The 23,105-nt window shown below is 64.9% G+C and carries 20 protein-coding genes and 1 pseudogene; 7 read left to right on the top strand and 14 right to left on the bottom strand.

Annotation, left to right across the window (positions count from 1 at the left end; genetic code table 11):
* The first annotated feature begins 152 nt into the window (after window positions 1-152).
* Entirely contained in the window at window positions 153-1,334 is a 1,182-nt protein-coding gene (locus tag AC3IFE_RS06090; RefSeq protein WP_489189897.1) for a helix-turn-helix domain-containing protein, read from the top strand.
* A gap of 209 nt (window positions 1,335-1,543) precedes the next feature.
* Here the strand turns inward: AC3IFE_RS06090 and AC3IFE_RS06085 are convergent.
* Window positions 1,544-2,989, bottom strand: a pseudogene (locus AC3IFE_RS06085) (leucyl aminopeptidase); the annotation flags it as partial.
* 580 nt (window positions 2,990-3,569) lie between these two features.
* Between AC3IFE_RS06085 and AC3IFE_RS06080 the strand changes: the two are divergent.
* Window positions 3,570-4,121, top strand: coding sequence for a sigma-70 family RNA polymerase sigma factor (locus AC3IFE_RS06080; protein WP_089471253.1), 552 nt, complete (start codon window positions 3,570-3,572; stop codon window positions 4,119-4,121).
* A 77-nt stretch (window positions 4,122-4,198) separates the two neighbouring features.
* Here the strand turns inward: AC3IFE_RS06080 and AC3IFE_RS06075 are convergent, their stop codons facing one another.
* From AC3IFE_RS06075 to AC3IFE_RS06020, 12 genes are all read right to left on the bottom strand, one after another.
* Window positions 4,199-4,591 carry a Fis family transcriptional regulator gene (locus tag AC3IFE_RS06075; RefSeq protein ID WP_489189892.1) on the bottom strand — a complete coding sequence of 131 codons (393 nt, stop codon included), beginning with the start codon at window positions 4,589-4,591 and terminating at the stop codon, window positions 4,199-4,201.
* Between the two features lie 67 nt (window positions 4,592-4,658).
* Window positions 4,659-6,146 carry a metalloprotease TldD gene (gene tldD, locus AC3IFE_RS06070; protein WP_089471251.1) on the bottom strand — a complete coding sequence of 496 codons (1,488 nt, stop codon included), beginning with the start codon at window positions 6,144-6,146 and terminating at the stop codon, window positions 4,659-4,661.
* Between the two features lie 51 nt (window positions 6,147-6,197).
* Entirely contained in the window at window positions 6,198-7,556 is a 1,359-nt protein-coding gene (locus AC3IFE_RS06065) for a metallopeptidase TldD-related protein (protein WP_489189891.1), read from the bottom strand.
* Window positions 7,557-7,780: 224 nt separating this feature from the next.
* On the bottom strand, window positions 7,781-9,001 hold the full coding sequence (gene trxA, locus AC3IFE_RS06060) for a thioredoxin (protein ID WP_089471249.1): 1,221 nt from the start codon (window positions 8,999-9,001) through the stop codon (window positions 7,781-7,783).
* Between the two features lie 78 nt (window positions 9,002-9,079).
* Window positions 9,080-10,822, bottom strand: coding sequence for an ABC transporter ATP-binding protein/permease (locus AC3IFE_RS06055; protein WP_489189890.1), 1,743 nt, complete (start codon window positions 10,820-10,822; stop codon window positions 9,080-9,082).
* A gap of 65 nt (window positions 10,823-10,887) precedes the next feature.
* Complete coding sequence (locus AC3IFE_RS06050) at window positions 10,888-11,310, bottom strand: ExbD/TolR family protein (RefSeq protein ID WP_089471247.1); 423 nt, start codon at window positions 11,308-11,310, stop codon at window positions 10,888-10,890.
* Between the two features lie 11 nt (window positions 11,311-11,321).
* Window positions 11,322-12,062 (bottom strand): MotA/TolQ/ExbB proton channel family protein, encoded by a 741-nt coding sequence (locus AC3IFE_RS06045; protein WP_489189889.1) that lies wholly within the window; start codon window positions 12,060-12,062, stop codon window positions 11,322-11,324.
* Between the two features lie 23 nt (window positions 12,063-12,085).
* On the bottom strand, window positions 12,086-12,874 hold the full coding sequence (locus AC3IFE_RS06040) for an energy transducer TonB (RefSeq protein ID WP_489189888.1): 789 nt from the start codon (window positions 12,872-12,874) through the stop codon (window positions 12,086-12,088).
* Window positions 12,864-15,254, bottom strand: coding sequence for a TonB-dependent siderophore receptor (locus tag AC3IFE_RS06035; protein WP_089471244.1), 2,391 nt, complete (start codon window positions 15,252-15,254; stop codon window positions 12,864-12,866). The genes AC3IFE_RS06040 and AC3IFE_RS06035 overlap by 11 nt, the downstream gene beginning before the upstream one ends.
* A 95-nt stretch (window positions 15,255-15,349) precedes the next feature.
* Window positions 15,350-15,553, bottom strand: a complete 204-nt coding sequence (locus AC3IFE_RS06030; protein WP_489189887.1) for a hypothetical protein — start codon at window positions 15,551-15,553, stop codon at window positions 15,350-15,352.
* Window positions 15,550-16,014: an Lrp/AsnC family transcriptional regulator gene (locus tag AC3IFE_RS06025; protein WP_089471243.1), complete on the bottom strand. Its 465-nt coding sequence runs from the start codon at window positions 16,012-16,014 to the stop codon at window positions 15,550-15,552. The genes AC3IFE_RS06030 and AC3IFE_RS06025 overlap by 4 nt, the downstream gene beginning before the upstream one ends.
* Window positions 16,015-16,150: 136 nt before the next feature.
* Window positions 16,151-17,098, bottom strand: coding sequence for a DUF4880 domain-containing protein (locus AC3IFE_RS06020; protein WP_489189886.1), 948 nt, complete (start codon window positions 17,096-17,098; stop codon window positions 16,151-16,153).
* A gap of 139 nt (window positions 17,099-17,237) precedes the next feature.
* Here AC3IFE_RS06020 and AC3IFE_RS06015 point away from each other — a divergent pair, with 139 nt between their 5' ends.
* Entirely contained in the window at window positions 17,238-17,330 is a 93-nt protein-coding gene (locus AC3IFE_RS06015; RefSeq protein WP_489189885.1) for a hypothetical protein, read from the top strand.
* Window positions 17,331-17,358: 28 nt separating this feature from the next.
* On the opposite strand, the gene AC3IFE_RS06010 is transcribed toward AC3IFE_RS06015, so the two are convergent.
* On the bottom strand, window positions 17,359-18,561 hold the full coding sequence (locus AC3IFE_RS06010) for a sugar transporter (RefSeq protein ID WP_489189884.1): 1,203 nt from the start codon (window positions 18,559-18,561) through the stop codon (window positions 17,359-17,361).
* A gap of 202 nt (window positions 18,562-18,763) precedes the next feature.
* Here AC3IFE_RS06010 and AC3IFE_RS06005 point away from each other — a divergent pair, with 202 nt between their 5' ends.
* The 4 genes from AC3IFE_RS06005 to AC3IFE_RS05990 all read left to right on the top strand — a co-directional run bounded on the left by AC3IFE_RS06005 (window position 18,764) and on the right by AC3IFE_RS05990 (window position 23,099).
* Window positions 18,764-19,438 carry an HAD family hydrolase gene (locus AC3IFE_RS06005; protein ID WP_089471240.1) on the top strand — a complete coding sequence of 225 codons (675 nt, stop codon included), beginning with the start codon at window positions 18,764-18,766 and terminating at the stop codon, window positions 19,436-19,438.
* Between the two features lie 522 nt (window positions 19,439-19,960).
* A complete protein-coding gene (locus tag AC3IFE_RS06000; protein ID WP_489189883.1) occupies window positions 19,961-20,923 on the top strand; it encodes an SAM-dependent methyltransferase in 963 nt (320 codons plus the stop codon).
* A gap of 13 nt (window positions 20,924-20,936) precedes the next feature.
* Window positions 20,937-22,031 (top strand): terpene synthase family protein, encoded by a 1,095-nt coding sequence (locus AC3IFE_RS05995; protein ID WP_489189882.1) that lies wholly within the window; start codon window positions 20,937-20,939, stop codon window positions 22,029-22,031.
* 12 nt (window positions 22,032-22,043) lie between these two features.
* Window positions 22,044-23,099, top strand: a complete 1,056-nt coding sequence (locus AC3IFE_RS05990) for a Rieske 2Fe-2S domain-containing protein (protein WP_489189881.1) — start codon at window positions 22,044-22,046, stop codon at window positions 23,097-23,099.
* Window positions 23,100-23,105: the final 6 nt, after the last annotated feature.

Genomic DNA, 23,105 nt, shown 5'->3' with positions numbered 1-23,105 from the left:
TGCGTGCCGCCGCCCCTCGCGGCGGCACGCACGGCGCCCGGTCGGGAAGAAAAATGCCGCATTCCGGGCACCGGGCTATATTACGCATTCGCTCGATACGCCGGCGCGGCACGCGCGCCCGGACCTTCACCCATATGGAGCGCAGCGTGAACATGGCCCCCGAATCCCCTGCACGGCCGGTCGACCTGAACCGGCTCCGCGCCCGCTTCGCCGCGGGCGAACCGCTGCCGGAAACGGCATTGCCCGCCAGCGTCGCGCGCTCGTGGCTGCGCTCGCGCGACGCCGGGCTCCGGCCGTGGCAAACCGCCCGCTATGAAATGCAGCGCGAGCACGACGAATCGCGCGCGGACCGCCGGCTCCATCGCTGCGTCGCGCAGGAAATCGAGCCGCTGTGGGCCGCATTCGGCGGCAGCGAATGGACGATCATGTGCGTCAATCCGCAAGGCACGGTCGTCCATGCGCGGCGCAGCCCGCAATGCGACGACGCGCTGCTGACGCCGATCGTCGCCGGGCGCCGGATCGTCGAACCGAACATCGGCACGACCGCGCCGAGCTGCGTGATTCACGACGGCGCCGAGGCCATCGTCGCGGGCGCGCAGCACTATCTCGACGCGTTCTCGCGGGTGTTCTGTCTCGCGGTGCCGCTGGTCGGCTTCGACGGCGAAGTGATCGGCGCGCTCGATATCACCGGCATCGGCCGGCGCAACGTCGCGCAACTGCGCGAGCCGTTCCGGCATGCGTCGCTATCCGCCGAGCAGCGGCTCTATGCGATGCTGCGCGACTGCCATCTGTTGCAGGTGCAATTCGATCCGCGCTGGCTCGGCACGCCGCTCGCCGGCGTCATTGCGCTCGACGAAGCGGGCCGCGTGCGCGCAGTGAGCCGCCTGGCACGCCAGATGCTCGACCTCGCGCCTGCCGGGCCGGTGGCGCCGCACGATCTCCGGCAGTTGTTGCCCGGCGCCACGCCCGCACAGCAGCGCCGTTTGCTGACACCGGCACGCACGCCGCAACGGATCGCGCGCGACGATGGTAGCCACGTATGGGTGCGCACCGTGCGTGCACCGCTCGATCGCGCGAGCGCAACGCGCCACGCCGACGTGCTCGCCGACGCGGAGGACGTGTGCACCGCGGCGCCGGCCGTCCGCCCGCACGCCAACGCCAACGCCAACGCCAGCCTGCACGAACAGTCGCTCGATGCGATCCGGCGCGCGCTCGACGAGCACGACGGCAACGTGTCGGCGGCCGCGCGGCAACTGGGCATTTCACGCACGACGCTGTACGCGAAACTTCGGCAACGCGATGCGGCGGGGATCCGACACGACGGGTCGCATTGACGATGCGGAGTGAAGCAGGCTGCGTGGCCATGGCGCTTGGGGCTTGTTCACGCTGATAACAGGTTTGCGCCGCCCCCACAGGCCAATACATGTTTGGGTCTCGTCCTCTTGGTCTCGTATAGTCGCAGCCAGTCATTCGCAGGGGCGCGCGCCGTTTCACCGTCGAGCACCGCGCCGGACTCGAGCCGGCCGGCGCGCGGCGTGCGAATTCACGCTTGCACGCGACTCGCGAGATACTCCACGAGCAATGCGACCGGCCGGCCGGTCGCGCCTTTCGTCGCGCCGCTTCGCCACGCGGTGCCTGCGATGTCGAGATGCGCCCACGGATATGCCTGCGCGAAGCGTGACAGAAAACAGGCTGCCGTAATACTGCCCGCCGCGCGTCCGCCGATATTCGCCAGATCGGCGAAATTCGATTTCAGTTGCTCGCCGTACGCGTCGTCGACGGGCAGACGCCATATCGCGTCCGACGCGGCTTCAGACGCATGCAGCAACGCGTCGGCAAGTGCATCGTCATTGGCGAACAGGCCGCTGCGATGATGGCCGAGCGCGACGACGCACGCTCCCGTGAGCGTGGCCACGTCGATCACGGCGGCGGGCCGGAAGCGCTCCGCATACGTGAGGGCATCGCACAGAATGAGTCGCCCCTCCGCGTCGGTGTTGAGCACCTCGATCGTGAGGCCCTTCATGCTCGTGACGATGTCGCCCGGCTTGTTCGCATCGCCGCCGGGCATGTTCTCGCAAGCCGGAATGATCGCGACGACATTCAGCCGCAGCCCCATCTCGGCGACGGCCTGCATCGCACCCAGCACCGCGGCCGCCCCGCACATGTCGTATTTCATCTCGTCCATGGCTTCGGCAGGCTTGAGCGAAATCCCGCCCGAATCGAACGTGATGCCTTTGCCGACCAGCACGACGGGCGCCGTGCGCGGGCCGGCGCCGCGATACTGGAGGACGATCAGTTGCGCCGGTTGTGCCGAGCCGCGCGCGACGCTCAGGAATGCGCCCATTTTCAACGCGGTGATACGTTGCGGTCCGAACACGTCCACCTTCATGTCCCAGTCGCGGGCGATCTTCCTTGCCGTATTCCCAAGCCATGCGGGCGTGCAAACGTTGCCGGGCATATTGCCGAGATCGCGCGCGAGATCGATGCCGTTTGCCAGTGCCACGGCGCGCCGGATGACTCGCTTCGCGGCTTTCATCGCATCGGCTTCGACTGCGAACACCGCTGTGGTCAATGAGCAAGGAACATCGTCTTTCTCGCTTTTCATGTCGACGAAGCGATAACGCTCCTCGCGCAATTCAAGCACGGCAGCGCGCACGCGGGCGGCTGCGTCGAGGTCGATCACCGGCGCGAGTGTCAGCGCGATATTCGCCTTCGTGAGCCGGGTGGCGAGTACGGCGCGCCAGGCAGCACGCAGTGCCTGCCCATAGCGTCGACGGTCGAGCGCCTCCGACGTGCCGAGCCCGACCAGCAAGATGCGCGATGCGCCCATGTGTTGCACTTCGTGCAACCAGCATGTCGAACCGACCTTTCCATCGATATCGCCTGCCTTCCACAAACGGTCGATGCGTGCCGCGACCGCGCGATCGGGCATCGCCCACGTCGCAGACGGTTTCTGGTTTTCGAACAAACCGATCACGAGGCAATCGGCATCGGAGGCGTAGCCTTCGGCAGGCGTGCAGAGCAGAAAATTCATGGATCGAGCACAACTCGGGAGTAAGGAGGAAACGTCACGGCAGGCGGTTCCCGGCCCTGCCCCGACACTGCCGAAATCGTACGCGTCACGACGCAAACGACTTTTGCGAATTAAATCGCCGGTCGGCCGAAGTGAGGGACGTTTTTCCGCGGCGGCGGCGCTCGGCGGAATACCTTTTCAGCGCAGGTTGCGATGTCGGGAATTCGCCGTCCTCATTCCGATCGTCGCCTCACCACGATTCGACGATTCCTTGGTTTGTCGACGATGCGGTATCCGTATCGTTCACGGATTCGTCAGACTTATCGGCCGACGGCAGCGTGATTTTTCGACGGCGAAACGACGGCACAAAATATTGCGTTGGTTTCAAACCACTTTGACTCCGGCGGTTTTTGTAATGGCATACTCAAGCCTGGGCGCTGCGCAGAGGCGTTGTCACTTCCAGAGGCGTGGCGGCGCAAATAATGTGCGCTTCTCATGTGCTGTTTTCGTGCACGCTTGCGTGCCTTGACGCCACGGGTCCAGGAATCCGTTTCATATGAATTACAGCTCACCGATCAGTGGCTCCCCCACGAGAAGCGACGTCGACGACGAACGCACGCGCTCGCGTGCGGCATGGCTGACCAGTGAATTCCGCGCGAGCTATGCATGGCTGAAGTCGAAGCTGCAAAGGCGCGTCGGCTCGCCGGCCGACGCCGAGGATCTCGCGTCGTCATCGTTTGCAGAACTGGCGGATGTGCAGGACCTGACAGCCGTGCGCGATGCACGGGCCTTTCTCACGGTCATCGCCCAGCGTCTCACCTACGAGATGTGGCGCCGCCGCGACCTGGAACGCGCGTACCTCGAAACGCTCGTCCATCGGGAAGAAGCCGTCACGCCGTCGGCGGAAAGCATGGCGGAAGTGACGCAGGCGCTCTTGCTCGTGGATCAGGCGTTGAACGGCCTGTCACCCAATACGAAAAGCGCTTTCGTGATGAGTCAGATAGACGGCCTCACGCACGCTGAAATCGCCGAGCAGCTCGGCGTGTCGGTGAGCATGGTGCGCAAATATATCGCGCAGGCGCTGACGCAGTGCTATCTGATGGCATGAGCCGGCTGCGCCCGCGTCGGCGCTCCGCCGCCGGCTGACATTCTCCCCTGCCGTTCGTCGTCACCGACGTGCGTCTCTCACTGCGCCGCACCGGGTCGCTCCAGTTGCCGTGCGACGATGTCGATCACCCGGACGGGCGCTGTCTCGAGTTGCGAGTCGTGATCCGTCACGAGCGCCGCGAAGGCGCGAAAGGCGACCTGGTCGAATCCGTAGCGGCCTTCCTCTCCCGATTCATAGGCATTGCCGGCGATGCGCTCGTATTCGTCCGACGCATGCAGGTGTTGCCCGCCGTAGCCGAGTTCGCGCAGCATCGTGGCGGCCATCGCCACGCGCAACAGGATACGCAGCGCGGTCAGCGAGCCGGCGCCGGCGCGCAGCGCTTCGAGCTGAAGGTGATACTCCAGGGCAAGCGCATCGCGAATGGCCTTCGGTAAAGGCAGAAGCTCCGTCTTGTCCGCCCGCGACCGCACTCTCGACTGGTCGAGACGCTGTGTCCACCCTCTCATCGTCGGCTCGCCATCCGTCCGCACGCATTCGTCATGCCGTGCCGCCCACCGTCATGTCGTCCACGCGAACGGTAGGCTGTCCCACGCTCACCGGCACCGACTGGCCGGCCTTGCCGCACACGGCGCGGCCGGTGTCGAGCTCGAGGTTGTTGCCGACCATGCTGATTTTCTGGATCGTTTCCAGCCCGTTGCCGGTGATCGTCGCGCCTTTCACGGGCGCGCAGAGCCTGCCGTTTTCGATCAGGAATGCTTCCGATGCCTCGAACACGAACTGCCCGCTCGTGATGTCGACCTGGCCGCCTTCGAGCCCGGCTACATAGATCCCGCGCTTCACCGACGCAATGATCTCGTCGTGCTCGCGATCGCCGTTGAGCATGAACGTGTTGGTCATGCGAGGCATCGGCAACACCGCATAGCTCTCACGGCGGCCATTGCCGGTCGGCCGCATGTTCATTAGGCGCGCGTTGAGCGAGTCCTGCATGCAGCCGCGCAACACGCCGTCCTCGATCAACACCGTGCGTTGCGTCGGACAGCCCTCGTCGTCGACATTGAGCGAACCACGGCGGCCTTCGAGCGTGCCGTCGTCGACGATGGTGACGTTGCGCGCCGCCACTCGCTCACCGATGCGGCCCGCGAACACCGACGTCTTGCGCCGTATGCCGTCGGCCTCGAGACCATGACCCACGGCTTCGTGCAACAGCACGCCATTCCAGCCCGGCCCGACGACGACCGTCATCGTTCCCGCCGGCGCGGGCCGTGCATCCAGTTTCGTCAGCGCGGCTTCGACGCGGTCGTACACCAGTGTGCGGAGGTCGTCGTCCGACCAGGAAGCGATCCCGTAGCGACCGCCGATCCCCCCGCTTGCGCTTTCGACCCGGTCGCCCGATTTGACCCGTACGTTGATCGCCAACCGCAGCATGGGTCGCACGTCGCCGACACTGAGCCCGTCGCAACGCGCGATCCACACCGTCTCGTGCGTCGCGGCGAGCATGGCGTTGACCTCGACCACGCGCCGATCCTTCGATCGCGCCAGTTCGTCGACGCGCTTGAGCAGCGCGAGTTTGCGCTCCGCGCCGATCGTGCCGAGCGAGGCTCGCGGGGCATAGATCGATCGCGCCGCCGCCGAACCGGCTGGTTCGCCTCGAGGCGTGGCGCGGGCGATAGCCTCCGGTCCCGAACGAATCTGCCGCGCGATCGTGCGCAACGCGTCCGCCCCGATTCGTTGCGAACTCGCGAACGTCGTCTCCTCGCCGTTCAGCACGCGAATGCCGAATCCCGAATCGCATAGCCAGGCGCCCCCCCGCACGGCGCCGCCTTCGAGCGACCACGATTCGGCGATCGACGCCTTCAGATAGATGTCGGCGAAGTCGCCGGACTGCCCGAGCGCGCTGTTCAGCGCGGCGAACAGGTGCGTTTCGTCGATGCCGTGTTTGTCCAGCAGCCCGGCATACGCCGCGCGACGCATGTCGTCGAGCGAGGGGCCGCGGGTGTGGGTCAGGGTTTCGTTCGTGTCCAGCATGGTGTCGTACCGGTATGTGACAGGAAAGGTTGGCCGCGCACGCCGGGCGCGTCAGCTGCCGCCGATTCTCATTTCATCGATCAGCCACGAACCCGTGCGGAAGCTTCCTCTGGTCACGATGTCGGCGCCCACGGCGAGCAGGCCGGAAAACATCGCGTCCAGATTCGACGCGATCGTGATGCCGGTGACCGGAAAACGGATCTGGCCGTTCTCCACCCAGAACCCTTTCGCGGCACGCGAGAAATCGCCGGTCAATCGATTCACGCCACCGCCTGCCATCTCGGTGACGAACAAGCCGCGATCGAGCCTTTTCAGCATCGCGTCGATCCCGTCCGCGTGGCCGGTTTTCTCGCTGCGCACTTCGAGGTTGTGCGGGCCCCAGCCGTTACCGGTCGGCGCCATGCCGAGACGCCGGGCCGCATACAAGCCAAGAAAATAGCCGCGCAACACACCTGCGTCGACAATCGATCGCCGGGACACGGCCACGCCGTCGGCGTCGAAACAGCGGCTCGCCAAGCCTCTCGGGACGAACGGATCTTCGTAGACCTGAATATGATCGGCAAAGACGCGAGTGTCGAGACGGTGGGTCAGGTATGAGCCCGTCCGATAAAGCGCATCGCCCGACGCCGCGTTGACGAACTCGCCGAGCAGCGACATCGCGGCCATCGGCTCGAACAACACGGAGCAACGCTGCGTTTCAACCTGCGTGCCGCCCAGCAGCGCGAGCGCGCGCGTCGCGGCTTGCGCGCCGATCCGTGCGGGGGCGTCGAGATCAGCATAGGCGCGCGCGCCATCGCTCCAGAATCCCATCTGTTTCTCGCCGGTGCCTGCCGCGACAGGCATGCACGACAAAAAATGCGTGGACCACGGCACGCTGTGCCCGAACCCTTCGCTGGTCGCGAGCAGCGACAGCCCCGCGGAAGTCCCGACGCTGGCGCCATTGGTCGTCACGATGGCGGGGCTCGTGGAAAATGCGGCCTCTTCCGCGCGACGGGCGTCGTCGAGCATGTCATCGAGCGACAGATCGAGCGGATGATACAAATCCAGATCGATGAAGTCCTTGGCGAGCAAGTCCGCCCGAGCCAGGCCGGCGGCAGCATCGACGTCCGTGACGGACGCGATGTCGATGGCGGCCGCCACCGCACCCGCGAGGCCGTCGGCGGACAAATCGGACGAGGTCGTCGCGCCGCGTCGGCCATTGCGATAGACCACGAGCGAGACCGATGAAGACAGCCGAAGGCTCCGCTCGGTCGGCATCCGGTTGCGCACGGTCGCTGTCCGCGATTCGACATGATCGATCTCCACACGAACGCCGTCGGCCCCTGCGCGTCGTGCGAGATCGAGTGCACATTCGGCCGCTGCCTCCAGGCTGGATTTCACGTCGCGCCACTGCGTACCGCCGTCTTGCATGGAAATTACTCCGAGTGTTGGAATGCCGTGTGCCCGCTGAGCCCGCTCATCTGCCGAGACGTTTTCGCGTCATATCGAGGGGGAGCACATTGGAAACAGTCTATCGATCGCGATCGAAATTTTTTTACGAAAGAAATCGCCGTCTCGCGGATTCGTGGAATCGTTTTGCGCGCACGCCGGCGTATCCGGAATTTACGTTCGACGCGCGCTTTTTCTCAGAAGATTTACGTGCAGCGCTTCGTTATCGCGATCAAACGATCGCCGATGCTAATGCCGACCTTTTTCATGGCCCGCGTGCCATCGCCGTAGTGGGATCGAAACCGCGCGATGAGTGAGGAATCCACCAACTCGATCCGCTCGAGGGTCTTCTCGCCATGCGAAGCTTCTTCGCCGCGCTCCACCGCGCGCTTCGACGTTTCGTCCGCGAGTTGCATGAAGCGCCGGTCGTCGTCGGACGTCCAGTTGCAGGCCGCGCGCAACAATTCCCAATGCGCGCCCGCAAGGCCGAATATGAAATCGGTGACGATCGCGGCGTCGCCGAGCGGCTGCGCGGTCAACACGAGGAGCCGTGTCGCCAGCGCATGCGCGGCGCCGGCCGCCGCGGTGTCGGACTTCGCGAGCGCCTGCCTGATTGCGGCCAGTTCCGGGGCGAGCGGCCCTTCCGCCCGCGCGGGGTCATGCTGCGCGGTCAGCCGGTCGCGAATCGACAGCAACGTCGGATCGCCGCCGATCAACTCGGTCATCTCGCCGCCGGACAGCAGATCGGTGACCAGCATTTGCGGCAGCCGCGAGAGATTCGCCCCGACCGGCACGGCATCCAGCCAGTGCGCGACGAACTCCGCGCCGTTCAGATGGGTGCTGCGATAGCTCGACAGCGATTCCACCACGGCCAGCACGTTGGCCGGAATACCCAGCGTTCTTGCGCAATCGTCCACGTCCGCGGTGTTGCAGACGAACTGAATGGCGCTGCCGATTTCGCCATCCCACATCGCTTCCGAAGGCGCGGCCCGCTTGCGGTCCAGCCACGCGCCCAGCGCGGCAAGGCGCTCCGCCTTGAGCTGCGCGTTGCCGCCGAACGCGTTCGGTACAACGGCGATCACCGTCGGCAACGGCGTCACGGAGCCCAGGTGGTTGTCGATGAAGCCGGCCAGTTGCGTGGCGGAGCGATTGCCGACCACACGGCCGAGCTCCTTGCCGCCGCGCAGCAGGATCAGCGTCGGAATACCACGAACGCCGAATCGTTCGCGAACGCCGGCATTCTCGTCCACGTCGATCTTCACGAACGCCACGTTGTCCTGAAACTGCTCGCTCAATTTCGACAGCGTCGGCGCGAGCGCCTTGCAAGGACCGCACCACGGCGCCCAGAAGTCCACCAATACGGGAAGCGGGTTGTTGATCACGTCGGCTTCGATTGTTTCCAGCGTCACTGCTTTCAGATTGCTCATGGATCGACCTTGTCCTGTTTCATTTGTTGGCGCGCCGTACATTGTTCAAATGCACGGCGTCGGTTGGGATCGTGGTGCTCAGCACAGCTGCGTTCCAACGGATGCGCGACTCCCGGCGTGTGCGCCCTCCGCTTCGTCAGCCGCATCCTGTCGTGCTTCCGGTGCCGCCGGCGCGGGGAAATCGAGCGTCGTGTCGTGAAACGCCAGCAGTTCCTTGCGATGCGCGACGCTGACGACCGTGGCCTGAGGCAGACGCTCGATGAGCAAACCGTAAAGTTCATTCTCGCTCTGGCTATCGAGTGCGGACGTGCATTCGTCGAGGAACACCGTGGAAGGTTTGGCGAGCAGCACGCGCGCAAATGCCACGCGCTGTTGCTCGCCGCCGGACAGCCGTATGCTCCAGCGGTCCTCGACATGGAGTTGGGATGCATAGGCCGACAATCCGCACGCGTGCAGCAGTGCCTCGCATTCGCTGTCCGAGTACGCCGAAGCGTCGCGAGGATAAGTCACGGCCGCCTTCAGCGAGCCCGGCGGGATATAGCTGCGTTGCGGCAAGAAGAACGTGCCGGCCGCCGGACGCACGATCGTGCCTTCGCCGTAGGGCCATAGGCCGGCCAGTGCACGCAGCAACGTGCTTTTCCCGCACCCCGAGCGACCGCGTACGAGGCAACGCTGGCCGGCTTCGAGCACGAAGTCGGGCACGCGCGACAGCGTGTCGCCGGACGCGTCGCGCAAGACGAGCCCGCTCGCGGCGACCGCTCCAGTGCGGCTTTCGTCCAGCGCGATTTCCTGCCGCGGCTCATGCTCGCTCACGTGCAGGCATTCGCGCAAACGGTTGGCCTCCGCACGCCACGACGTAAAACCCGGATAGGCTTGCCAAAAAAATGCCAGCGACCCCGTGACGGAATTAAATGCGCTGTTCGATTTCATCAGCCCGCCGAGCGTCAACCCGCCCGACATCAGCTGCGGCAGCATCAGCAAGGTCGGAATGATCGGAACGACCGAACTGAACTGACCGATGATATTGGTGAAGAACGAGAGGCGCGTCCTCACCCACAGCGTCGCGTAGAGATTCGATACCACGAAGCGAAACGATGCCTGCAGACGCCCATGCTCCGACGTTTGCCCTCGAAAAAACGCGATCTGTTCCGCGAATTCACGCACGCCCACCATGAGCACGCGAAAATCGCCCTCGAGACGATGCTGTTTCGCCGTCAGCGTGATGAGCCTGCGGCCCAGATAGTGCGTCGCCGCGAAAATAACGCTGGTGTAGGCAAATGCGGCGAACACCAGATAACCGTGCAATACGTACGACGATCCGCCGACATGCATCTGCAACGGGCCGCCCATGCGCCACAGCACGACGCTGAACGATACGACGCTGACCGGTACCGAAAGAAACCCCAGACTCAGCTGCAGCGTGTCGTTGACGAACAGCTTCACGTCCTCCGCGATACGCTGATCGACGTTCTCCAGTTCGCGGTCGCGTTCGATCCGGTAATAGTTGTTGCGCGCGAGCCATTTTTCGGCGAGCCACGTCGTGAGCCACCTGCGCCAGCGGATCTCCACGATTTCCTGCAACACCACCCCGGTAATATGCACGATCGCACCGGCCATCGCCACGAGCAGGAAACGCACGAGCAGCTCCGGCAGCACCTTGAAACGAGAAGCGCCGATCGCATCGTAGAACGTGCCGGTCCAGTTGTTGTTCCACAGCATCACATACGTCACGGCCCAGCTCGAACCGATCACGACAAGCAGCAACATCAGCGAGAAAACGCCTTCGCGCGTACGCCAGTAAGGCAGCAGCAGGCGCCACACCGACGGAAAACGGCGGCGCGCCTGCGCATCTTCCGCGCGGTCAACGGGGAAAGCGCCGTTCACCATCATTGGTGCGCCTCGGGCGGTTGCATCACGAAGTTGATCTTGTTGAGACCACCGCCCTGGAGCGCCGCGAGAATGGTCGCGACCTTGCCATACTCGACGTGCTGATCCGCGTTGATGTTGACCGCGGGCGGCTCGCCCTGCGCCGCGGCCTCGGCCACGCGCGCCTTCAACGCATCCGCGTCGACCGGCTGCTTGTTCCACAGCACCGTCTTGTCCGCCGTGATCGACAGATCGATGTCCTGCGTTCTCGAGACGGCCGGCTGCGCGGCCGCCTGCGGAAGATCGACCTTCACCGCCTTGTTGATGACGGGCAGCGTCACGATGAAGATGATCAGCAACACCAGCATGACGTCGATCAACGGCGTCATATTGATGTCGTTCATGACGCCTTCGTCGCCGCCGCCATCGGTAATCATTGACATGGCGGGCTCCTTCAGGCGGCCAGGTTGGGCGTCGCGCGCTTGCTCGCGGCCGGTACGCCGACCGGCCGGCTGGCGTCGGCGCGGGCCTTCGCGCCGGTGACGAAATACACGTGCAGCTCGTGCGCGAAACGGTTCAGCCGATGGCTCACGCGCTTGTTGCCGCGGTTCACGTAGTTGAAGCCGAGCACCGCCGGAATCGCGACGAACAGCCCGATCGCCGTCATCACGAGCGACTCGCCCACCGGGCCGGCAACGTGATCGAGGCTGGCCTGCCCCGACATGCCGATCGCCATGAGTGCGTGATAGATGCCCCAGACGGTGCCGAACAGCCCCACGAACGGCGCGGTGCTGCCGATCGAGCCCAGCACGGCCAGGCCGTTCTGCAGGCGCGCGACTTCGTCGTCGAACGCATTGCGCAACCCGCGCGCCACCCATTCGCTCGCGCTCAGGCTGCCCTGCATCGACGGTTCGTTGCCCGCATGCTGTTCATTCGCTTCGCGCCCGGCAAGCACCAGCGCACGATAAGGATTGTCACCGCGCTCGCCCAGCGCCGCGATGCCGTCGCTGATCGACGCACTGGACCAGAAACCCGTTTGCGCGCGTTTGCCGAGCGATTCGAGACGCCGATTGGAAAATCCTTTCGTCAGTATCACGAACCAGGAGACGACGGACATGCCGATCAGGAAAACGAAGATGAAGCGGGTAACGAAGTCACCCTGTTGCCAGACGTTGGCGATGCCATACTGTTCCATGTGTTGCTCCGATTGGTGCGGGTTCAGTCGTTCAGGTTGAATGCGATGGGTTGGGAAGCTTCGACCGAGCGCGCGATGCCCGCGGTCTCGTACGGATGACAGCGGCCGGCACGGATCGCCGCGACGGCGGCCGCGTCGAGCAGCGGCGAACCGCTGCTCTGCGCCACGCGCGCGGACGTCACCGCGCCGTCGGTGCCGATGCTCAAATGCACGACCACCGTGCCTTCCTGCTGCAGCCGTCGCGCTTTCGCCGGGTAGTCGGGTCGCGGCATCTGGCATCCCAACTGCTTCAACTCACCCGCGCTGATTTGCTTCGGCGCGTCCAGCAGGTTCGGCCCCGGCGCGGGGGGCGCGACAGGTTGCGCCGGCGCCGCTTCGGGTGCGGGATGCGGCGTGGGCGACGGCGCGGCCGGCTGCGGCTGGGCGGGTTTCGGCGTCTCCTGGGGTGCCGCTTCCACCGTGCGCGGGCTCGGCGCGTGCGACGCCAGCACGTGCGCCTTTTCCGGCTTCGCCGGCGCCACCGGTTTCGGCGGCTCGGTGCGCGGCTTGGGCGGCGCAGGCGGTATCGGCGCGGGCCGCGGCGCCGGCGCGGCGACCAGTTGCACCTGCACCGTGCCGCCCGCGGGACGTCCCGCCTCGAGCCTGAGCGTCACCGCGCTTTGGTGAACCGCGACGTACAGCCCCAGCGCATGCGCGAGAAGTACCCCTGCGGCACACGCGATGCGGCGTGTGCGCGCATGGAGTACCTGGGACGTGTTCTCGCGCGCGGCGACGTCGTCCCAGGGGCGGCCGGGCAAGGAATCAGAAGTCATAGGTTCCGGTCAGCATGACCGTCCGCTCCGGTCCCATCGGGATCATGCTGGACGTCGTGCTGCTGTAGTAGAGCTTGCGATTGAATACGTTCTTGATCGAAAGATTCAGGCCGTAGCCCTTCTTCCGATAGAACAGGCCGAGATCCGTCTCCACCTGGCTGGGGATGCGATACAGCCCGCCCGAGCCGATGTACTGTCCGCTTGCAAAAAATAGTCCGGCGCCGACCCCAAAACCCTGGAGCTTCTCAGAGCGAAAGTTATAGGTGGCCCACAGGCTCGCGCTGTTCTTGGGCAGGTTCACCGCCAGAGTGGTGGTCGAGGGCTGCACGAAGTCGTTGTAGGTGTAGCTGCCCACCACGTTGACGCCAGGCAGCGGCTGGCCGCTGATCTCCGCTTCGAATCCGCGGCTCACCGCGCCGCCGGCAGGAAGAGAGAAGCCGCGATGGGCCGGGTCGGCAACGTTGTAATTGCTGAACGAGGTGCGGTAAGCCGAGGTCGTGATGGCCAGCTTGTCGTCCAGCAGGTTGAACTTCATGCCCACTTCGACTTGCTGGCTGATTTGCGGTGGGAGCACACCGCCACCGAAACGAAGCGCCGTGCCCGGCTGGAAGCCACGGTTGTAGCTGGCGTAGACGGCAACCTCGGACGTCAGTTCGTAGAGCAGGCCGAGGCTCGGGCTATAGGCGTTCTGATGGCTTCCCGGTGGTGGGTTACCGGCGTAGGTCGCATGTGTCAGATAGGTATCCCGGCGCACGGACGCGAGCGCATGGAAATTCTTATAGGAAAACTGATCTTGTAGATATAAACCGGTTTGAGTGAAGTAGGTAGTGTTATTCGGCATCACGTTTCCGGTGTCGGGAGACGGAAGCGCAAATGAGCCGAAGACATTCGGAATGGAAATGAATTTCGATGTCGTGGTGTCAGACTGATGCTGGCTGTAGCGAAGAACGTCCCAGCCCGCAATCACCGTATTTTTCACAGCGCCGATATTGAACTTGGCTCGCAGGTAATTCTGGAAGCTCCAACTGTAGAAATCCGAGACCGAATCGAAGTTGTGGAACAACATGCCGTTGGTCGCCGAGAGCGGCGTCGCCGTTGTCCAGGCTTGCTGCGTTTGTTGGGTCCGCGTATAGGAACCCTTGCTCACGAAGGTCAGCGCCGTGCCGAGCTTTTGTTCGAGGTGAACGAAAATATTGTCCGTTTGCGCGCCGAAATGGTCGGACGGCGTGCCAAGCGGCCTGTCGATATAGTTTCGATAGATGTCGCCCTTGGCATAGCCGACGGTGAATGGCGGAACCGGCTCGCGATTGACCGTGCGCTCATATCCGACCGTCACATCCGTGGTCGAGTCCTTCCATTGCAGGGTCGGTGCGAAGTAGAAATTTCTTTCGCCGTCATATCCCATCGAATTCTGGCCGACCCGTTCACCCGAGATGATGAAGCGATACCGGAGCTTCTTGTCGGCGGTGATGGCGCCCGTGCTGTCCAGTGCGATCTGCTCGCTGCCGTAGGAGCCGTAGCCCACCTGGATTTCGTGAAACGGATCAGCCTGAGGCGTCTTCTTGACGATATTGATGACGCCCCCCGGCGGGCTGTTGCCGTTCACGATCGCCGACGGGCCCTTGACCACTTCAACGCTCGAGATGGCGATCGTCGGCGTGACGTTGGGCGCCGAGCCCACCGTCGCGAGCCCGTCCGAGGTCAGGTTCTGCGCCGTGAACCCGCGAATCGTGTAACTCGGCACGCCCAGCGGCCCCGGCCGCGTCACAACACCGGAAGCATTCCTCAGCACATCGGAGAGCGACTGAGCGGCCTGGCTCTGGATCACCGCCGCATTGATGACGCTGACCGATTTCGGCGTCTCGCTCAGCGGCACGTCCGAGCGCGCATAGGTGGACGACGATTCCGCGACGAAGCCGGTACCGCCGGAGTCCCGGCTGGCCGCCACGCTGATGAGCGGAAGCGTGGTATCGACAGGCCCCACGGAGGCCGCTGCCGCCGACGCCGCAGCGGGCGCCGCCGCGGCAGGCTTCGCAACCGCCTTCTGAATGGTCAGACCACCGCTGCCCGTCGCGACGAGTTCGAGGCCGGTGCCTCGGAGCGCTTGTCGAATCGCGGCCTCGGCGGTGTAGCTACCCTCGACGGGCGATGACTTCAACGATTGCACGAGGCCCGCGTCGTAGCTCAACCTCACGTTGGCCTTCTGCGCGATTTCGACCAGCGTACGGTCCAGCGGACCGCTCGCGAGATGCCACGACTGCTGGGCCGCCTGTTGTGCATGCGCCGACGCCGCGATGAAAACCTGTGCGACGGCGACCGCGATGGCAACCCCTGATGCCTGGCTCGAGATAACCCGGCGTGTTCTGATGTTGAGCTTCACGTTTGAACCGCTCCCTTGTCGAATGTATTGGCTCTTCGTCCGTTCTATCAGTATTCCTACGCGTAACCGCGTCATCGTCGTGTCGCAAAGTATCTTCATACTTCAAATCGGGCCTGGGTCAGCCTCTTGCCCGAACGCGTCATCGATGAAACAAGTCTATCGTCCGGGTCTGGAATGTTTTTTTGAAACAATTCCCTTGCGCTGCCCGTTTTGGAATTCCATTCCGCGGTTTCCGCCGCGCCGGTGAAATTCCGTCCTTCTCCGCCGCCGCCGACAAATTGCCCGGCCCGTGCGGTCACAGCATGTAATCGAGCGGTAATACGGTGGTCTGCTTAATGGTCTCCATCGAGAAGCTGGAACTGACGTCGAAGATGTCGACCGCGCCGATCAGACGCCTGTATACGCTGTCGTACGCGTCGATATGCGGCACCACCACCTTGAGCATGTAATCGATGTGCCCGCTCATGCGATGAACTTCCACCACCTCGGGAATCGTCGCCACGACGTCACAGAAGCGCCGCAACCACGCGGCGGTATGTTCCGCGGTCTTGATTTCCACCAGAACGGTCACGCCCACGTTGAGCTTCTTCGCATCCAGAAGCGCCACGCGACGCGCGATCACGCCGTCCTGCTCGAGCTTCTGAATGCGTCGCCAGCATGGCGTCGTCGAAAGGTTCACGCGGTCGGCGATCTCGGCCACCGAGAGCGTGCTGTCCTGCTGCAGCACGGACAATATGGACTTGTCGATAGCGTCGAACACACTTCCTCCACTCGAGTGCACGGGTTGATGTCGAGCGATTCGATGCGCTCTTATTTACCTTGTGCAACGAGCGGCGAAAAGTGACACCGCAAATCGAAAAAAAATTCGGAGGGGGCCGCCGCCGCAGCCTGCGGTTTCAGGCAGGGGTGGCGACGGCGAGCATCTTGCCGTACAGATTCAGGGAAAACCCGAGGCTTTCGGCCAGTTGCCGGAGGGCGGCCGGCGCGTCGTCGAGCGGAAAGACACCGCTCACCCGGCGCGACAGCGCGGCCTCCGGAAAACGGATATAGCCGCCGAAGTAACGGCCCAGCGTTTCGATCACGTCCGGCACCGCGCGATCGAGCACGACCAGCGTGCCGCGCGTCCACGAGAAGATGTCGGCCGACGTTTCGGGCATGTGCGCGATCTGACCGCCCGACAAGGACCACGCCGATCCATCGGGTACCCGCAAGCGGCGCCCGCGAGGCACGGCGAGGACCGCGTCGCCGCCTTGCACGGCCACGACGGTATGCAGGCGCAGAACGTCCACGCTCACGCGCGCCCGCTCGGTGCGAACCATGCCGTCGCGAGTGGTCACGACGACAGGCTGATAGCCGGCGCGATTCGGATCGGTTGCAACCTGACCGGCGGCCAGATAAAGGTCGGCTTGCTCACGTGCATGGGTATACACCCGCGTGGCCGCGCCGGCCGTGACCGAAACATCGCCGTCGAACTGGACTCTTTGCGGGACCACATCGCCATTGTGGTAGTCCGCGTCGAGCGAAAACGTCGAAATGAGCTGGCGCGTACCGATCCCGGCGAGCACGATGCCTCCCAGGCCCGCGCCGGCTTTCAGCCATCGTCTGCGGTGATGCGACGGCTCATCGAGCGCCCGCCGCACCGCCGTACTCGACGCGCCCTGCAACGGACCCAGCCTGCCGAGCCGCTGCTGCAGCCGCGCCCACGCTTCTTCGTGGGCCGGATCCGCGCGCCGCCATGCCAGGAATGCGTCGCGCTCGTCCTGCGAAATCTCGCCGGAGCGCAGCCTCACTTCCCAGTCAATCGCCTCTTGCGCCACTGGATCGAGCGTGGAGTTACCGTTCATGAGCGTCAATCAATCGAGGGCGAACGGCCGTGCCGCAAACGCGGCCCGTTGCCGAGCCGCGAATTTCGGAACACGGGTTTCGCGCGGAGCATAACACGCCGTATCGACGCCGGCCGGCCGCTGGGAATCATCGGCCGGGATGGCGACGATCGTCGCATTCCTCGCGTCGGACGATGCCCGCTATGTGTCGGGGCACGCGCTCGTGGCCGACGACGGCTATTCGGTCGCGTGATCCACCGGACGCGCGCCGCGCGGCGGCTTCAATGCGCAGCGGCCTCGACCGCCGCTTCGCGTTTCGCGTGCAGCCGCAACGCGGCCCACGCGACACCGGCCGCGAGGATCGCGACCACGCCGCCGAACGTGCCGATCCACGGCAGCCCGAAGTCGCCCGCGATATGGTTGCCGAGCAGCGCACCGGCGCCGATACCCACGTTGTACAGCCCGGAGTAGATCGACACGGCGAGATCGGTCGCCTCCGGCGCCAGCTTCAGCACCCACGCCTGCATCGCCAGCCCGAAGCAGACGATCGCGCCGCCCCACACCAGCGTGTGCACGGACAGCGTGACGATGTTCAGCGCGCACGGGAACAGGATCAGCAGGCAGCCCGACAGCGCGACGATCGACGCGAGCAGGAAATCGTCGGGCCGGTGCGGATAGATGCGATTGAAGCAGACCGCGGCCGGCAGGCCGGCGACGCCGAACAGGATCAGCACGTACGTGATCCGGCTGCTGCTCGCATGGTTGATGCTCTGCACGAACGGTTCGATATACGTGTACGACGTGAAGTGCGCGGACACGACGAGCACGGTGATCGCGTACAGCGCGACCAGCGCCGGCTTGCGCAGGAACACGCCGATGCTGTTCAGCGACCCGGCGCCCTGGCTCGGCAGCACCGGCAACGTGGCGCGCAGCAACAGCAGCGTGGCGCCCGCCGCGCCGGCGATGATCAGGAACGTGACGCGCCAGCCGAACGCCTCGCCGATCACGCGGCCGAGCGGAATCCCGGCCACCATCGCGATCGCCGAGCCCATCGCGATCAGGCTGAGCGCACGGCTCTTGCGGTCGCTCGGCGCGAGCCGCACCGCGAGCGGGATCGAAATCGACCAGAACACCGCATGCGCGCATGCGATGCCGAGCCGGCCGATCATCAGCACCGTGAAATTCCACGCGAAACCGGTCACGACATGGCTGCCGATGAACACCAGCAGCGCCACGCTCAATAGCTTGCGGCGTTCGACGTGCCGCGTGACGAAGGTCAGCGGCAGCGATACGACCGCGACGGCCCACGCGTAGATCGTCAGCATCAGGCCGACGGCGGTCGGCTGCATCTGCAGGCTGTCGCCGATCGCGCTCAGCAGCGCGACGGGCACGAATTCGGTGGTGTTGAAGATGAAGGCGGAGAGTGCCAGGGCCAGAACGCCCCACCAGGATTGTTCGGAACTGACGGCGTCGGGGGTTGCCATACGGGGATTCGACGAAGGTTGGGCGCGCGCGGGCGGCCCGCCCGGCGCATCGGCGCGATTGTACCAGCGCCATTCGACACGCCGCCGCGAGGCGAGGCGCGGGCGGCGCGGGACATGGCGGTGACACGGCCGCGCGCCGATAATGTGACGAATTGGGTTTTGCCGACGATTTGCCCGAATGCCATCGGGCCAGGAGATTCACATGCGCATTGAAACGTCATTTCTGTTCGATCTCGACGGCACGCTCGTCGACAGCGTCTATCAGCACGTACTCGCGTGGAAGGAAGCGCTCGATGCCGAAGGCATCGAACTGTCGGTGTGGCGCATCCATCGCAAGATCGGGATGAGCGGCGGCCTGTTCCTGAATCAGTTGCTGCGCGAGACGGACGGCGACATCGACGCCGACCGTGTCGAACGGCTCGCGCGGCTGCACGCGGCCGCGTACCAGCGGCTGCGCGCGCAGGTCCGGCCGCTGCCCGGCGCGCGCGAGTTGCTGGCCGCGCTGTCGAGCGCCGGCATTCGCTGGGCGATCGCGACCAGCGGGCGGATGGAAACCGCGGCGATCAATCTCGAGGCGCTCGGCGTCGATCCGGCGAAGAACGTCGTCGTCACGCGCGACCAGGTGAAGTATGCGAAGCCGGACCCCGACCTGTTCCTGACCGCCGCCGCGAAACTGAACGTGCCGATCGAGCATACGGTGGTGGTCGGCGACAGTATCTGGGACATGCTCGCCGCGAGCCGCTGCCGCGCGCTGGGCGTCGGGCTGCTGGCGGGCGGGTACGGCAGCGACGAGCTGGAACGGGCGGGCGCGCTGCGTGTGTACGACGATCCGGCGGATCTGCTGCGGCATCTCGACGAAATTGCCGCGCGGCCGTAGGCGCCGGCGGATTACGCCCGCCTCGCCGGCCGGGCAGCCGTGCGCGATTCTTCTCGGCGCGGCTGCCCTGTTTCGATTCATCGAATCGAAACAATCCAGATTGCCATTGACGATTGCGATTTAATTATTTTTTACCGATGTTTGTTTTCCCGTGTTTTTAAAACGGACGGGAAGATTCTTGAAAAAACGAATCAGCTCTCATATAACAAATACACCTCGCGTCCGGTTCACGACCTTGGTATCCGGATCACGAAAATGCGAGCGTCATACGGTGCCGAACCGCCCAGCCGGCGCAACCCCACGTCGCCAGAAGGCCTATGCATGATATGGGGTCTGCATCGCGATACGGCGTTACGGCGCCATTTCCGCCATTTATTCGGGGTTCTATAAATGCGCACGGCTATTTCCCCTTCATAACGCTTCGACAGAAGCATGACATCGATTTATTCGATCGCACGATCGCACGGATCGGCGGGCATCGTTGTGTCCGGCTTGACGGAAATGGACGACGCGAGGGTTTCGATGAATCAGATCAGCGAACAGGCAATCGCCGACATGCGCGCGCCGCACTTGGCGCCCGCGCTGCCTATCCGGGTGCTGCATGGCGAGACGGTGAGCGACTACGAGCAGAAAGTGCAGGCGACCTACGCCGGCAGTCCGGACGACTGGCGCAAGGCGATCGGCGAATACCTGTTGTTCCAGTTCGGCGTCTACGACGACCCGCGCTCCACGCCGCCGATCTCGCTCGATGAATCGGGCATTCGCTACTTCGAACGCCAGCTTCGCCTCGCCGGCTTCGACGACCCCGTGCCCGCGCGCGTCGAGCGCATTCTCGACATCGGCTGCGGCTGGGGCTACATCCTCAAGTATCTGGCGGGCCGCTTCCCCGGCTGCATGCGCCTCGACGGTATCAACGTCAGTCGCGAACAGCTCGACTACTGCGCCCGCTTTCATGCGCAGCACGGGCTCGCTCGACGCATCAACCTATACCAGTGCAACGCGCAGGACGTCGACCGACTGCCCGATCCCGCGACACCGTACGATCTCGTGATCATTCGCGGTGTGATCTCGCATTTCCCGAACGCGCTGTACGAAAAGGCGATGCGCGCGCTGCATGCGCGGGTGCGCGGCGGCGGGTCGGTGATCATCTCCGATAATCTGTACAACGTCCAACTGAGCGAATACCAGTCCGACACGCCGGACGAGATCGACCGGATCGCGTGCAAGCACCGGAAGACGCCGGACTATTTCAGGCAGGTGCTGGTCGACGCCGGATTCGCGATCCGCGACATGCGCGTGCTGCCGTCGAACATCGACGTGGCACGCTGGCTGATGGATGCCAAGGCCAACATCGACCGCCATTTTCCGCATCGCGCGCCGGACACGCTGGAGGAATTGCGCGTGCTCGCCGAAAACTGGTCCGTCGCGCTGATCAAGAACAAGGTGTCGACCTACAGCATCGTCGCGGTCAAACCGGACGCGTAACCCGGAGATTCCCATGCAAGCATCCGGAACGCCGCGCGCCGAGAACGTCGTGCCGAGCGCGACGCACACGCTGGTGCTGCCGCTGCCGCGGCTCTCGCTGCCCGTTGCACGGCACCCGCAGCACGAAGCCATCGAGCGGCAACTCGCGATCGACGACTATCCGACCATCGTGCGGCACTATCGCAGCGACGCGGCGGCACGCCGCTTTCTCGCGCAGCGCATTCCCGCGTATGGCAGCCTGTGCTATCCGAATGCGCGGCCCGATCGGGAGTACACGATTCATCGGATGATGAACGTCACGACGCTGATGGACGACGCCTTCACGCATCTGGCGCGCACCGGCGACCAGGCGGGGCTCGACACGTTGCGCGATCATTGCCTCGCGGCCGTCGACGGCATGCCGCCGCCGGCCGATGTGCCCGCCGCGCGACTGCTGCACGACACGCTGTGCTTGATGCGCACCCGGTGCGACGCGCGCCCGGCCTTCTGGCAGCGGTTCGTCGAATGCGTCCGCGCGCAGATCCGTACGCAGGCCAATCCGACGGCGACCGACGCATCGCGCCTGTCGCTCGCCGACTATCTGGCGTTTCGCCGGGTCGAGGGTTTCGGCCACTGGATCACGCTGCTCACCGAATACGCGCTCGACATCGACATGGAGCAGCGCCTCGCGCAACACGCGGCCCTGGCCGACGCGCGGGACAGGACGATCGATTCGGTGATCCTCGTCAACGACCTGTTTTCGTTTCGCAAGGAACGCTCCGCGCACGAGCGATTCAATGCCGTCTGGATCCTGATGCGCGTCGAGCAGTTGAACGTGCAGGCGGCGCTCGACCGGCTCGCGGCGCTCTGCACGTCGAACGAGCGCCGTCTGATCGACGCGCGCGAAGCGGTCGCGACAGGCGTGCTGGCGGACGACCCCGACGCGCAGGCCTACGTGACGGAGCTGGGCTACATGAGTGCGGGCAACGCGGAATTTCACGCGTTCAGCACCCGCTACCACGGCGACGATCTCGGCGGCGGCCGCTTCGCTGGCGGTGAAGTCGCGATGACGGCGCTGCCGACGCTCGAGGAAATCGCGGCGGCGGACCGGCATGCTTCGCACCGGTGACTGGAGACGCGCATGCACGCATCGATCCCCGTTGTGCCCGAAGCCGCCGCCACTTCCCGACATCGCTACCCGGACGGCTGGTTCGCGCTGGCCTACGGCCGCGACGTCAAACGCGGCGCACTGATCGTCACGCGCTTCATGGGCGAGGACGTCGTGCTCTATCGAACGGCATCGGGCCTGATTCGCGCGGTCGCGCCACATTGCCCGCACCTCGGCGCGCATCTCGGGCATGGCGGCGTCGTGCGCGGCGAGGAGATCGTGTGCCCGTTCCATCACCTCGCGTTCGCGCCGGACGGCACCTGCGTGCGCGCAGGACGGGACGGCAAGCCGCCCGCCGCCACGCTGCGGCAGCGCCACGTGCTCGAATGGAACGGCCTCGTGCTCGCGTGGCAGGACCGTGCGGGCGCACCGCCGTCGTGGTCGCTGCCCGAACTCGATCTCGACGGCTATTCGCGGCCGCGCGGCGCATGCCACACGCTGAATGGCAGCCTGCAGAATCCGGCCGAGAACGGCGTCGACGTCAACCATTTCAGCCCGGTGCACGGGTGGTCGAATCCGGTGCTCGAACCGCCTCAAGCCGACGGCTACCGGATGACGATGCGCTCGACGCTCGTACTGCTCGGCCAACGGCTGCTGCTGGACATCACGATGCACGGCCTTGGCTGCATGGCCGCGCGCATGGAACTGCCGGACCTCGGGCTGCATGCGCGGGTCGTGCTGTTCCCGACGCAGATCGAACCCGACCGCTGGACCTGTCGCGAATTCGTTGCGCTGCGCGTCGAACGCGCATCTGCGTGGCCGTCGCCGCTGCGCCGGGCCGTGCACGAGATACTCGTGAGCGCCGCGTACCGGTTGTGGTTCGTGCCGCAATTCAAGCGCGACCTGCGCATCTGGGATCACCGCGACTACGACGCGCGCCCGACGTTGATGGCGGGCGAGATGCCGATCATGACGTTCCGGCGCTGGGCTGCGCAGTTCTATCCGGCGGCCGGCGATGACGTGCCCGTCGGACAATGCGACGCCGTGCCGGCCGCCGCCGCGCACGTCGGTCGGGAGTTCGCGCGATGAGGGCCA

The sequence above is a fragment of the Burkholderia sp. APQ4-4ca genome (assembly GCF_057837105.1).
This window is presented reverse-complemented; position numbering and strand designations above follow the sequence as displayed.

Bases quoted from the DNA above. Each gene is read 5' to 3' on its own strand.
- AC3IFE_RS06080 (WP_089471253.1), top strand. From the start codon at position 3,570: ATGAATTACAGCTCACCGATCAGTGGCTCCCCCACGAGAAGCGACGTC.
- AC3IFE_RS06000 (WP_489189883.1), top strand. From the start codon at position 19,961: ATGAATCAGATCAGCGAACAGGCAATCGCCGACATGCGCGCGCCGCAC.
- AC3IFE_RS06010 (WP_489189884.1), bottom strand. From the start codon at position 18,561: ATGGCAACCCCCGACGCCGTCAGTTCCGAACAATCCTGGTGGGGCGTT.
- trxA (WP_089471249.1), bottom strand. From the start codon at position 9,001: ATGAGCAATCTGAAAGCAGTGACGCTGGAAACAATCGAAGCCGACGTG.
- AC3IFE_RS06045 (WP_489189889.1), bottom strand. From the start codon at position 12,062: ATGGAACAGTATGGCATCGCCAACGTCTGGCAACAGGGTGACTTCGTT.
- AC3IFE_RS06050 (WP_089471247.1), bottom strand. From the start codon at position 11,310: ATGTCAATGATTACCGATGGCGGCGGCGACGAAGGCGTCATGAACGAC.
- AC3IFE_RS05995 (WP_489189882.1), top strand. From the start codon at position 20,937: ATGCAAGCATCCGGAACGCCGCGCGCCGAGAACGTCGTGCCGAGCGCG.
- AC3IFE_RS06040 (WP_489189888.1), bottom strand. From the start codon at position 12,874: ATGACTTCTGATTCCTTGCCCGGCCGCCCCTGGGACGACGTCGCCGCG.
- AC3IFE_RS06090 (WP_489189897.1), top strand. From the start codon at position 153: ATGGCCCCCGAATCCCCTGCACGGCCGGTCGACCTGAACCGGCTCCGC.
- AC3IFE_RS05990 (WP_489189881.1), top strand. From the start codon at position 22,044: ATGCACGCATCGATCCCCGTTGTGCCCGAAGCCGCCGCCACTTCCCGA.
- AC3IFE_RS06005 (WP_089471240.1), top strand. From the start codon at position 18,764: ATGCGCATTGAAACGTCATTTCTGTTCGATCTCGACGGCACGCTCGTC.
- AC3IFE_RS06020 (WP_489189886.1), bottom strand. From the start codon at position 17,098: ATGAACGGTAACTCCACGCTCGATCCAGTGGCGCAAGAGGCGATTGAC.
- AC3IFE_RS06015 (WP_489189885.1), top strand. From the start codon at position 17,238: ATGGCGACGATCGTCGCATTCCTCGCGTCGGACGATGCCCGCTATGTG.
- AC3IFE_RS06065 (WP_489189891.1), bottom strand. From the start codon at position 7,556: ATGCAAGACGGCGGTACGCAGTGGCGCGACGTGAAATCCAGCCTGGAG.
- tldD (WP_089471251.1), bottom strand. From the start codon at position 6,146: ATGCTGGACACGAACGAAACCCTGACCCACACCCGCGGCCCCTCGCTC.